Origin of the sequence: Hyphococcus aureus (assembly GCF_042643165.1) — a bacterium.
GTDB classification, from domain to species: domain Bacteria; phylum Pseudomonadota; class Alphaproteobacteria; order Caulobacterales; family Parvularculaceae; genus Hyphococcus; species Hyphococcus aureus.
This window is the reverse complement of the sequence record NZ_JBHRSH010000002.1, coordinates 393,410-405,069: the sequence shown is the minus strand read 5'-3', so window position 1 is coordinate 405,069 and position 11,660 is coordinate 393,410. Positions and strand designations below refer to the sequence as shown.

The window sequence follows — 11,660 nt, the reverse complement described above, 5'->3', positions numbered from 1 at the left end:
CCATGGATGACCACTGGGGCGCCGCGCATGTTTGGCGGCTATCTGACGGTCCGTTTCCAGCCTCTGTCAAAAGGGTTTCCGCGGCGGCGCAAACCCGCCTATCCTTGCCCTTCGCCAGATGCCGGAGGGCAAGGATGCTAGACTTACGTCCAAACTGCGAACGCTGTGACAAGGATTTGCCGCCGGAGGCGGAAGCGCGCATCTGTTCGTTTGAATGCACCTTCTGTCCCGATTGCGTCGAGGGCGCTCTTGGCGGGGTGTGCCCCAATTGCGGCGGCGGGTTCGAGGTGCGGCCGGTGCGTCCTGCATCATTGCTGGTGAAGTTCCCCGCCTCGACCAAGCGCGTTCTAAAAGACGCCAGTTCATCATGAGCGGCGAATTAGGGCAATTTCTGATCGCAACCGGCGCAGGGATCTTCTTTCTGCTGGGCGTATTGCATTTGCGCATCACGGTTGCAGATTTGAAAGAGCCCAAAAAGTTTGCTCCCGCCAATAAGGCGTTGTTGCCGCAGCTGATGGAAACGCGCATCGCTATGCGCAAGGACGTTAAGAATTTCTGGCTGTCCTATCTCGGCTTTCATTTCTCCCATAGCGTTGGCGTTATGTTTTACGCTCTAACGGTCGCCTATTGCGGGCTGGTGCGGCCGGACATTCTCTCCGATGTCATGGTGCGCGTCGTGATTGTCGGCTTCGGGGCGTCCTATGTGCTGATGTCGCGGGCTTTCTGGTTCATCATCCCGCTTGCCGGTTCCGCCATTGGCGTAACGCTGATCGCCGTCGGCATGGCGACGCTTTACTGACGGCGTTAGGAGAGGCTCCATGGAATATGTTGTTGAACCGCAGGAAAGGCCTGCCGTCCGCGTCACTGGCGGAGGCCTTTTTCCGGTGCGGCGTATCTTCTGTATCGGGCGTAATTACGCGGATCATGTGCGCGAGATGGGCGGCGATCCGAAAGCCCAGCCGCCGGTGTTTTTTACAAAGCCTGCCGACGCCGTTGCGCCTGACGGCGCTGTGATCGCTTATGCGCAGGCGACGAACAATTTCCATTACGAAGGCGAGCTTGTGGTGGCGCTGAAATCCGGCGGCAAGGATCTCGGCCCCGGCGCCGCGCGCGATGCGATCTTTGGCTACGCCGCGGGGTGCGATCTGACCCGCCGCGATCATCAGCGACGCGCGAAAGACGCCGGCGCGCCATGGGACACAGCGAAAGGGTTCGATGCGTCGGCGCCGGTAGGAGAGATTTTGCCGGTGGAGAAAGCGGGCGATCTTGCAAACGGGCGCCTCAAGACGGTCGTGAATGGCGAGGCGCGCCAGGACGCGCCCTTGTCTCAAATGATCTGGTCGGTCGAGGACATCATCACCGCCTTGTCGGAACAGTTTGAGTTGAAAGCGGGCGATCTCATTTTCACCGGCACGCCGGAAGGAGTTGGGCCGTTGACGCCTGGCGATGAGGTAAGTGTCGAAGTGGGTCCATGCGCCTTGAAATTCCGGATCGCAACTTGACCGTAGAGACGCAAAAATCCGGCGCAGAAAAACCCGCACTCAGCAGAAAACTGCAGGGTCATCTGGCGATGACGCTGTTTGCGTTTCTGATCTCCATCTCCTTTTTTATCGGCAAGCGGGCGGCGCCGCATATAGAGCCCGCCGCGCTCAACGCCATGCGCTATGTGATCGCCATTCCTCTGATGGGCGTTCTCGCGCTTGTTTTTACGCCGACCTCCGGGCGCGCCTCTCTCTTGAAACCCAAGGCGATCTGGCGGTTTCCCATTCTGGGCGGGCTGATGGGCGTCTATTTCATCCTGATGTTTGAGGCCCTGCGTCTCACCAGTTCGGTTTCAACCGGCGCCGTGTTGACCTTGATGCCGCTTCTGACGGCGATCTTCAGCTTTATCCTCCTGCGTCAGAAGGCGGGCGTCACTGTGCTGGGTAGCCTTACGTTTTCGGCGCTGGGCGCCATCTGGGTGATTTTTCGCGGGGATTTGGGCGCGATCCTCTCCTTCGCCATCGGCAAGGGCGAGCTAGTGTTTTTTATTGGCGTCATCGCCCATGCGCTGCACAACCCGCTGGTCCGGAAATTCAATCGCGGTGAGTCCACCATTGTCTTCGCCTTCTGGTCGGCAGTGGGCGCGGGCTTTTGTCTGTTTCTTTACGGCGCGCCGGCGCTGATGGCGACGGACTGGGCGCATCTGCCGCCGGTCGTCTGGTTATGCATTCTTTACCTCGGCACCGCCGCCACAGCCGGTTCTTATTTTCTCCTGCAATTCGGGCTCCTGCGCATCCCGGCGGCCAAGGCGAACGCCTATATGCTGCTGACGCCCGGCTATGTGATCTTGATGGAGGGGCTGGCCGGCTCCGGCTGGGTCAGCCCGCAGGTCATGATTGGCGCGCTTGTGACCCTGATAGGTCTTGCCATTCTCATCGCCTCGCCCGAAGTTTGATCCATGGACATAGCTGCAAAAAAACAACGATACGCCGAAACTGCGCAAGAGATCGCCGCTGTTCTCGATGGCGAGACCAACCTCATCGCGCGTATGGCGACGGTGTCAAACATCCTGCATCATGCTTTCGACCATTATTTCTGGACCGGGTTTTATCTTGTCGATCCGGACAAGCCCGAAGAGCTGGTGATCGGTCCGTATCAGGGAACGCTTGGCTGTTTGCGCATTCCTTTCGGCAAGGGCGTCTGCGGCGCGGCAGCGGCGTCGGGGGAAACGCAAGTGGTTGAAGACGTGCACGCGTTTCCCGACCATATCGCCTGCGACGCCCGCTCGGAATCCGAGATTGTCGTGCCGGTGCGCAACGCAAAAGGCGCGCTGATCGCCGTCTTCGATGTCGACAGCGATGAAAAGGCGATGTTCGACGAGATTGACCAACAGGCGCTGGAAGCCATTCTGGAAGAGAGCTTCGCACTATAAGGCGCCAACCATTGAGGAGGGGACTTTAAAATGAGCAAATCATACTTGCATGCGCTGAAGGCCATCGCCTGTGCATCTCTGCTGGCGCTTGGCGCCTGTGCGGAGGAAGGCGCCGGGCGCGTCGTTTCAATCCAGACGCCGCAAAACTCCATCGACAAGGCGTTCCTAGACCATATTGATCCGGTGCTTCAGGCGGAAGTGGACGAGGGCGTTCGGGCCGGTTTTGTCGCCGCGGTCGTGACCCGCGACGGCGTCGCCTACAAGAAAGCGTTTGGCGAGGCAGACCCGTTCAATGAGACGCCGATGACGACGGACACAAGGTTCCGCATTGCGTCCATGACAAAGCCGATCATTTCGGTCGCGGTCATGCAGCTTGTGGATCGCGGCGCTATCCGGCTCAATGATCCGGTGGAACATTTCATTCCGGCCTACGCCAATCCGCAGGTTGCGGTCAGCAAGACCCGGAAAGCGGACGGCTCTTTTGAAACACGCCCGGCAAAGCGCTCCATCACTATACATGATCTACTGACCCATACGGCGGGCATCGGTTATGTCTTCTCCGCCGCGAGCGATCTCGACAAGGCCTATCTCGAAGCCAATCTTCTGGTCACAGAAGGCGATCTGAAAGAGCGGATCGACCGGATCGCGGCGCTGCCGCTCTTGACCGAACCCGGTGAAATCTGGAGCTACAGCTATTCCATCGACATTCTCGGATACATCATTGAGGCGGCCAGCGGCGTCCCGTTAGAGACCTATCTGATGGAGAATATCTTCACGCCGCTTGGCATGAACGGGACGGAATTCTTCATCGATGACAGCGACTTTGAGGGCGCGGCGGTTGTCATTGAGTTCAATGAAGCAGGCGAGATGGTACGCAGCGGCGGCAGCGCGCTGAGCTCGCCAGTGAATGACGAGGCGTTTGGCATCGCTTCCGGCGGCGCTGGGCTTGTTTCAAATGTCGATGACTATGCGCGCTTCATGCGCATGTTGTTGAATGACGGCGAGCTTGATGGCGCGCGCATTCTTTCTCCTGCGACTGTGCGGCTGATGATGCAGGATCACACGCCGATGAATGCGCGGCCCGAGCCATGGAAGAATATCGGCATGACCTTCGGCCTCGGTGGTTATGTCGTTCTTGAGCCGGGCTATATGGGCAATTACGCGGCCAAAGGCGATTGGGGCTGGGCCGGCTATTGGGACACCCATTTCTTCGTCAACCGCGAGGAAAATCTCGGCGTTCTTCTTTTAGCGCAGACTCAGCCCGGCCCGCATATGCCGCCATCACGCGCGGAAGACCTGATGAAAAGCATCGCCTACGGCGCGCAGCGGCATTAAGCGACTTCCCTAGTCGTCATCATCCGAATTGATGCGCTGGCGCTCGCGCTGGTCCGAGCGCAGTGCGGACTTCGCGTTCTCGATGATCTTGCGCAGGCGGATCGGATCATCGAGATCGGGCAGAGTGATGACGCCGACGCCGGTGCCGCGCAGGACCAGCTTGCCATAGCTCAGGATGCGGCCCCAGATGGACTGGTGCAGAGTGATTTCCTCAATCTTGTTGAGGCTTACTTCCTGCGTGTTCCGGGAGATAAGGCCGGTCTTGTAAACAAAGCGGTAGGTGGTGACGACAATCTCTGTCGTGGTGAGAATGATCAGATGATTGATCAGGATAAGCGCCCCGCAAACGCCTCCGACCCCTGCTGACCACCACGCCACTTTCAGGGATTCATAAGGACGGCCTGCGGCGAACTGGATGTAAAAGATCAGCGCCAGCGACGCGGCGCCGAGCGCGAACCACAACATTGGAAAGAAACTGTAGGTCCAGTTGAAGTTGGCGCGATGAATGATTTCCTCGCCCCCCGCCAGCGTCTTATCAACATAACCCGACATGCCGTTGTTTCCCCGTTCCGGTTTATTATATCCCCGCCAGCGAAAACCCGCCCGCGCTGTCTATATAGGCGATATAGGCAGGATCGAAAACGCTGCTTTGCGTTGAAATGGTTCGGTTTCGGGGATAAGACGCGGCGCTGTTCCCCTCCTGCAACGAAAAAACCCCTCAAGGAGCCCCAGGGCCTTATGGCGAAATATCAATATATCTACTTCATGTCGGATCTGTCCAAGCAGTTCACAGGCGGCAAAAAGATATTAGAAGACATACACTTACAGTTTTTTCCGGACGCCAAGATCGGTGTCGTCGGGGTCAATGGCTCGGGTAAATCGACGCTTCTGAAGATCATGGCGGGCGTGGACAAGGAATTTAACGGCGAGGCCTACGCCGCCGATGGCGCGAAGGTGGGCTATCTCGCCCAGGAGCCGGAGCTGGATAATTCCAAGAATGTCTTTGAAAACGTCATGGAAGGCGTCGGCGAGATCAAGGCCAAGATTGACGCTTTCAACGCCGTCTCCATGGAGCTGGGGGAGAATTACACCGACGAGCTCATGGAAAAGATGTCGAAACTCCAGGAGGAGATCGACGCGGCCGACGGCTGGGACATCGATTCGAAAATCGAAATGGCCATGGAGGCGCTGCGGTGCCCGCCGGGCGACTGGCCGGTGGAGAAGCTCTCAGGCGGCGAGAAGCGCCGGGTGGCGCTGGCGCGGCTCTTATTGTCGAAACCCGACCTGTTGCTGCTCGACGAACCAACGAACCATCTCGACGCTGAATCCGTCGCCTGGCTGGAGCATCATTTGCGCGAGTTTCCGGGCGCTGTCGTGCTGGTGACGCACGACCGTTATTTCCTCGACAATGTCACAGGCTGGATATTGGAGCTTGACCGGGGCCGGGGCATTCCGTTCGAAGGAAATTATTCGTCCTGGCTCGAACAAAAACGCAAACGTCTTGAGCAGGAGAAACGCGAAGAGGGGAATCGGCAAAAATCTCTCGACCGCGAGTCGGACTGGATCAAGGCCAGCCCCAAAGCGCGCCAGGCCAAATCGAAAGCGCGTATCAACGCTTATGACGAACTGCTGAACAAGGCGGCGAAGCAAGAGATCAGCACGGCGCAAATTCAAATTCCGCCCGGTCCGCGTCTTGGCGGCGTCGTGATCGAAGCGGAGGACCTCAAGAAAGGCTTCGGCGACAAGCTCCTGTTTGACGGACTGTCGTTCAAACTGCCGCCGGGCGGAATTGTCGGCGTCATTGGCCCGAACGGCGCCGGCAAGACAACGCTGTTCCGTATGCTGACGGGGCAGGATACGCCGGATGAGGGCGCCTTGCGCGTCGGTGAGACGGTCAAGATGGGTTATGTGGATCAGAGCCGCGAAGATCTCGATCCCAAGCATAATGTGTGGGAGGAGATTTCAGGCGGGCTCGATGTGATCCAGCTCGGCAAGCGCGAAATCCCGTCCCGCGCCTATGTTGGCTGGTTCAATTTCAAGGGCGGCGATCAGCAGAAGAAAGTCGGCGATTTGTCAGGCGGGGAGCGCAATCGCGTTCAACTCGCCAAGATGCTGACAGAGGGGGCGAACCTGCTCCTGCTCGACGAACCGACCAACGATCTCGACGTTGACACCTTGCGCGAGCTGGAAAGCGCTCTCGATGATTTCGCCGGCTGCGCCGTCATCATCTCGCACGACCGCTGGTTCCTCGACCGCATCGCCACCCATATCCTCGCCTTTGAAGGCGACAGCCATGTGGAGTGGTTCGAGGGCAATTTCGAGGATTACATGGAAGACAAAAAGCGCCGGCTCGGAGCCGACGCTGATGTGCCAACGCGGATCAAATATAAGCCGCTGACGCGATAGAAACCGGCGAGGGCGTCAGCTTGTGCAGTCGCCCTCGCTGACGCAAAGCTGAACCTTAGAGGACACCCTGGGCCAGCGGAGCGTTGTCCGGTCGAAGACGATGGGCGTCGACATCACATGGTTCGTGATGCTCGGCACATAGGTGTATGTCATCTCCACAACGATCAGCGAGCCGATATTGCTGAGGACATCCTCGTTTTCCAGCGTCGTATAGTAATCGCCTTCAGCATAGGGCGTGGTGCCGTCGGAAGCCCGGCTCCAGTGAACGATCGGATCGCCTTCTGAGTCGCGGACAACAGAAACAAGCCGCAACGCCATGCCGGAGGAGTCATTGGGTTCAACGATTGACTTCACCCCGTCAAACAGATCGTCCATGTCATCTTCAAGCAGGAATTCCGACTGGGCTGTCAGGTCGGCGAGTGTGTTGGCTGAAATCGCCACCTTGCGGTTCACCGTCATGGCCGTGGAAGCTTCCACGAGGCCAAAAAACAAGAGCACCAGCACCGGCAAGAGCATGGCGAATTCCGTCGCCGCCAGCCCGCTTTCGTTGCGGTGAAGTCCTGTGAGTGCGTTTCTGATTCGGATTATCATGAGGCGCCTCAATTGTCCCTGTTGTTGAGCTCATATGGCTCGTTCCGAAAAATCGCCGTGGAGATCAGGCGCCGCTTGTTCGTGCCTGGTTCGGAAAGATTAAGCCCGATCGCCGGATTGAGGGTCGTATAGAGATAGCAGATCCTGACCCGGACAATCTGAAGCTCATCACCCGGATTGAAAGGAATGGCGGCGACATCGTCCGGCGGCGCGTCGGCGCAGGTCGCCGGGGTGTTGTCCGCCGCGAGCGTGGAGAAGCTCGTGAAGGTGTCGACTTCGATTGTTAGGCGGTCTGCGCAGTTCCCGAAGACACTGAGAACGTTGCAGATATCCTCATACATCTCGTCATATTTGTCTTCCATATCGCCGAAAGACTTTTGCACCTGGCCGGTCTTGATGCGCCGTGCAGCGTCGCCAACCGTTGCATCGACAACGGAGTTGGCGAAAAAGAACCAGCCAACTTCGAAGATCGAAAACATCATCATCAGAAAGATCGGCGCGATGATGGAGAACTCGACCGCTGTCGAACCGCGGGAATCCTTTGCGAATTCCCGCCGCGCGATGCGTTCCGCCCAATTGAGCCGTGACTTTGCGAACATGGCCCTGCTTCCCTATTTACTGATATGCAGGTTCACGAGATCGGCGGCGATTTCGCCGAACGCTTCTTCAAGGTCATCGCCGTCAGCAGCATCATGGAAGTACGGCGCGATGGGCCGTGTGGCGCACGCCTTGAAGACATTTGCCGTTGATGTGCTGTCGAGGCCGAACATGATGGTGTACACAAGATACCCCTCGGCCTTCATGCGGTGACAGATACGCAATAATTTGTCATCGAGTTCATCACGCATCTCACCGCTTGTGTCGATGCCATCGCCCATGCGTTCTTCGATCGCGAAGCCATACTGACCCTGTGTGGATCCCCAATGGGTTTTGTTATCACCGCCAACGACTTGCTCACCGTCGGTCATGATCACAACAGCCTTCTGCCACTTTTCGTAGTCAGGATCTCCGGGGCCAATGCCTTCGGTGAACGGAGCCTCTTTGGAAAGGACACGCCAACCCCAGGCAGCGCCGTGGGCGATGTCTGTGTTGCCGTTCGGATAGAGCGCGTTGACATGGTCCTCGACCGTCTGACGCACATTGGTCAGCGGCAAGATTGGCGGCGGGCAATCCATCTCGGCGTTCAGATAGCTGGAATTCGGCGTATCGTACTTGCCTTGATAGGTGGAGGTAGCCGTATCCCACCAGCCGACATAGGAAATACGCAACAGCCATTCCTGACGGGCGGCGCCGTGATTGGTCGAGTCCAGAGGTGACGTCGTAACTGACCGCTCATTCAGGAAATTGACAAAGGCAGTGTCTGTGATGTTGCCTTTGAGCACTTCGCGGAAATAGTGCACAGTTTTCGCGTATTTATCGAACTGCGCGTTGCCCGCGTGCGTGTAGTTGTTGTCGTTCACGAAGTAGTAGTTGTTGTAGGCCGTTTCCTGGATTTCGCCAGTCGGGTGGCCGTCGTCATCGTCCGGGTCGTCGAAATAATACCCGTACCATGGTGTGCCATAGGACGTCGTGCCGCTTTGGCTGGAATAGCTGCTATCGCTTTCGCAATCTTCGCCGTTATTGCAGTCGACTTCATCAGGCAGGAACACCGGAACCCAGTTGAAATTGTCCGAATCCGTCAGGGCGCTGACATCAAGGGTGTAGTCCGGTGCGTCGTTAAATGCGTCGTATATTTTTGATTCTTGCGGATTGGTGCTTCCCGAAAACTCAGACGGGTTGTCTGTGAAGGCGGTCAGATCCGCTGAGGAGAACGATCCTCCCGGAGGAACGTCAAGTTCATCAAGCGGGTAGGGACGCGCCTCAACACAGCCCTGCCATGACAAGCCAGGGGTGGAGTTGTAGAGCGTGAAGTGATTGACCTTCGTATTCATATCGACATTGCCGGCGGCGTCGACATGGAAGAATCTGCGGCCGTGATAATAGGCGTTCGCGCCGGTGTCCGCCCATGCGCTGTTCCAGCCTGTTGAGCCGCCGGCATTGATGTTTGCGTTAAACGGGACAACGCCGATTTTGAGGTTTTCGCTTGTGGCGTCGTCGCCATACATCACGTCAAGCATGGTTCCGACGGCGTCTTTCAGTCTTTCAATCTTGTCTTCATCATCGCCGGATGCGGGGTCGCCCATGGAGCCCGTCACGTCGAGCACCAGCGCCAGCTCAACCCGGCCGGAGCCTTTTTTGGTGATCTCGACGCATTTGCCGATGTCGAGATCCTGAATGCCCGCAACGCCGAGAAGATAGGTTTCAATCTTGCCGGTGATGCAGGTGATGATGACGGCGTTGTTGTCGAGGCCGAAGTCAATCGTCCAACCTGGTTCGAGCGTATGTTCGTAGTTGAAGTTCGCTTCGAAGAATTTGCGCCCGTATTCCTTGAGTTCGGCGTCGGTCAAGTCAGGATCGGTCGCATTTAACTGCGCAAGCGCGAGCGATGCGGCGTCCATGGATTCGATCATGTCCGCGCGCACGGCGTTCCATCGCGTATAATCGACAGCGCCGCCCGCGAACAGGAAGAGAGCGGTCGCCATAAAAGCAAACAGAAAGAGAATGTTTCCGTCTCTGTTGCCTGCGAAACTCTTGATCGTCGGCGCCAGTTTAAAAGGCAAACGCGTTGCCGATTTTTCCTTGCCGACTACACCGGTGTTCTTAACCAGCATAGGGAACTCCCCGAAACGCTACGTGCTACTGATGCACGAGGCAGATTGCCGGGATTGGCGTTAAAAGGACGTAAGGAAAGATGGTTAAGCGCGCGGTAATTGTTAAAATTGAACTGATGGGAGTGAACGCCATGAGCCGCGTGAAAAGGCCTGCTGCATCGGTATGAAAAAACCTTGAAAGTAGGATTAATCCTCGTTCACAACTTTTAGGCAGGCGTCGATTTTTCGGTTGACCCTTGTCGTCGTTAATGGCCACGATGCCCTTGCAACAACGAAAAACCAAGAAATCGGGGATGTTATGAAAATGGGTTTCGCCGCCGCAGCGATGGCTGTTTCGCTTACTGCTGCTGCGCCTGCCACGGCGGAAACGGTCTATCTGACCGCTGGGCGTATGCTCGACCCGGCGTCAGGCCGCATCACGGAGGCGCCGGCGCTGCTCATCGAGGAGGGCAAGATCCTCAAAACCGGGACAAGGGCGAGCCTGGCGGCGCCCGAGGGCGCGACGGTGATTGACCTGCCTGGCGAAACCCTTTTGCCAGGGCTGATCGACATGCATGTGCATCTAACCGGCGATCCGACCAAGGGCGGAGGCTATTCCTTCCTCGCTTATCCCGGTGAGCGCTTTGTGATCTGGGCGGTGAACAACGCTGAAAAGACGCTGATGGCGGGTTTCACTACAGTCCGGAATACCGGTTCCGATGGTTACGAAATCCTTGCCGTGCGTGATGCGGTGAATGAGGGAGAAATCCCCGGGCCGCGAATTTTCGCCGCCGGCCCGCCCGTGGGCATTGTCGGCGGGCATTGTTCGGACAATAATTATCTGCCCCCGGAGGAAGAAGCGACCGGCGCCGGCGTCGCCACCGGTCCCTGGGAAATGCGCGCTAAAGTCCGCCAGAACATCAAATATGGCGTTGATTTCATCAAGACCTGCTCCACCGGAGGGGTTTTCTCCAAAGGAACCCTCCTGGGCGCGGCGCAGGGAACCCTGGAAGAACTCGAAGCGATTGTCGACGAAGCCCATATGCGCGGGCTGAAAGTCGCTGTTCACGCCCATGGAACGGTCGGCATCAAGAATGCGATCCGCGCCGGCGCCGACACGATTGAGCATGCAAGCTATCTCGACGATGAAGCGATCAATCTCGCCAAGCGTCACGGCGCTTATCTGTCCATGGACATTTACAATACTGAGTACACGCTTTCCGAAGGCGAAAAGAACGGCGTCATGGAAGAATCCCTCGACAAGGAGCGGCAAGTCGGCGGCGTGCAGCGCGAAAGCTTCCGCAAGGCGGTCAAGGCGGGGGCGAAAATGGTCTTCGGCACCGATGCGGCGATCTACCCCCATGGCGATAACGCCAGGCAATTTTCCCGCATGGTTCAGTTCGGCATGACGCCTATCCAGGCGATCCGGGCGGCGACGACGACCGCCGCGGAGGCGCTTGGCAAATCAGGTGAGCTTGGCTGTGTGGCTGCGGGCTGCGTGGCGGATATTATCGCCATTTCAGGCGATCCGCTCGCCGACGTGTCGGCGCTGGAGACTGTCAATTTCGTCATGAAAGACGGCGTCACCTACAAAAAAGATTAAATGAACAAGCTAAAATCCATATAATTCAATTGGATATATGGATAATTGCGGGTGGAGTTGGAGCTTTTCGCTCATTCACCGGCCTTGACGTTTAAGCCGCTAAAAGCGCCGATTTCATTGA

General features: G+C 57.4%; 12 protein-coding genes. 8 read left to right on the top strand and 4 right to left on the bottom strand.

The window, feature by feature from the left end; all coding sequences use genetic code 11:
- Positions 1 to 134: 134 nt before the first annotated feature.
- The 6 genes from ACFOOP_RS14965 to ACFOOP_RS14940 are packed head-to-tail and all read left to right on the top strand — an operon-like array spanning position 135 to position 4,249.
- Positions 135 to 371: a DUF1272 domain-containing protein gene (locus ACFOOP_RS14965; protein ID WP_379881924.1), complete on the top strand. Its 237-nt coding sequence runs from the start codon at positions 135 to 137 to the stop codon at positions 369 to 371.
- Positions 368 to 799 carry an LIC_13387 family protein gene (locus ACFOOP_RS14960; protein WP_379881923.1) on the top strand — a complete coding sequence of 144 codons (432 nt, stop codon included), beginning with the start codon at positions 368 to 370 and terminating at the stop codon, positions 797 to 799. Before ACFOOP_RS14965 ends, ACFOOP_RS14960 begins: the two co-directional genes overlap by 4 nt.
- A 19-nt stretch (positions 800 to 818) precedes the next feature.
- Entirely contained in the window at positions 819 to 1,502 is a 684-nt protein-coding gene (locus ACFOOP_RS14955) for a fumarylacetoacetate hydrolase family protein (RefSeq protein ID WP_379881922.1), read from the top strand.
- A complete protein-coding gene (locus tag ACFOOP_RS14950; RefSeq protein WP_379881921.1) occupies positions 1,499 to 2,437 on the top strand; it encodes a DMT family transporter in 939 nt (312 codons plus the stop codon). The genes ACFOOP_RS14955 and ACFOOP_RS14950 overlap by 4 nt, the downstream gene beginning before the upstream one ends.
- 3 nt (positions 2,438 to 2,440) lie before the next feature.
- Positions 2,441 to 2,914, top strand: coding sequence for a GAF domain-containing protein (locus tag ACFOOP_RS14945; protein ID WP_379881920.1), 474 nt, complete (start codon positions 2,441 to 2,443; stop codon positions 2,912 to 2,914).
- Between the two features lie 30 nt (positions 2,915 to 2,944).
- The gene (locus ACFOOP_RS14940) at positions 2,945 to 4,249 is read left to right on the top strand and encodes a serine hydrolase domain-containing protein (protein WP_379881919.1); all 1,305 of its coding nucleotides are present in this window, start codon (positions 2,945 to 2,947) and stop codon (positions 4,247 to 4,249) included.
- Positions 4,250 to 4,258: 9 nt separating this feature from the next.
- Here the strand turns inward: ACFOOP_RS14940 and ACFOOP_RS14935 are convergent, their stop codons facing one another.
- A complete protein-coding gene (locus ACFOOP_RS14935) occupies positions 4,259 to 4,801 on the bottom strand; it encodes a PH domain-containing protein (protein WP_379881918.1) in 543 nt (180 codons plus the stop codon).
- Positions 4,802 to 4,987: 186 nt separating this feature from the next.
- On the opposite strand from ACFOOP_RS14935, the gene ettA reads away from it, so the two are divergent.
- Positions 4,988 to 6,655 carry an energy-dependent translational throttle protein EttA gene (gene ettA / locus ACFOOP_RS14930; RefSeq protein WP_379881917.1) on the top strand — a complete coding sequence of 556 codons (1,668 nt, stop codon included), beginning with the start codon at positions 4,988 to 4,990 and terminating at the stop codon, positions 6,653 to 6,655.
- Between the two features lie 15 nt (positions 6,656 to 6,670).
- Here the strand turns inward: ettA and ACFOOP_RS14925 are convergent, their stop codons facing one another.
- Genes ACFOOP_RS14925 through ACFOOP_RS14915 form a run of 3 tightly spaced genes read right to left on the bottom strand, consistent with a single transcriptional unit; the run spans position 6,671 to position 9,957 of the window.
- Positions 6,671 to 7,246 (bottom strand): TadE/TadG family type IV pilus assembly protein, encoded by a 576-nt coding sequence (locus ACFOOP_RS14925; RefSeq protein WP_379881916.1) that lies wholly within the window; start codon positions 7,244 to 7,246, stop codon positions 6,671 to 6,673.
- Between the two features lie 8 nt (positions 7,247 to 7,254).
- Positions 7,255 to 7,845: a TadE/TadG family type IV pilus assembly protein gene (locus ACFOOP_RS14920; protein ID WP_379881915.1), complete on the bottom strand. Its 591-nt coding sequence runs from the start codon at positions 7,843 to 7,845 to the stop codon at positions 7,255 to 7,257.
- A gap of 12 nt (positions 7,846 to 7,857) precedes the next feature.
- Positions 7,858 to 9,957, bottom strand: coding sequence for a pilus assembly protein TadG-related protein (locus ACFOOP_RS14915; protein WP_379881914.1), 2,100 nt, complete (start codon positions 9,955 to 9,957; stop codon positions 7,858 to 7,860).
- A gap of 298 nt (positions 9,958 to 10,255) precedes the next feature.
- Between ACFOOP_RS14915 and ACFOOP_RS14910 the strand changes: the two genes are divergently transcribed.
- Positions 10,256 to 11,539 carry a Xaa-Pro dipeptidase gene (locus ACFOOP_RS14910; RefSeq protein WP_379881913.1) on the top strand — a complete coding sequence of 428 codons (1,284 nt, stop codon included), beginning with the start codon at positions 10,256 to 10,258 and terminating at the stop codon, positions 11,537 to 11,539.
- Positions 11,540 to 11,660: the final 121 nt, after the last annotated feature.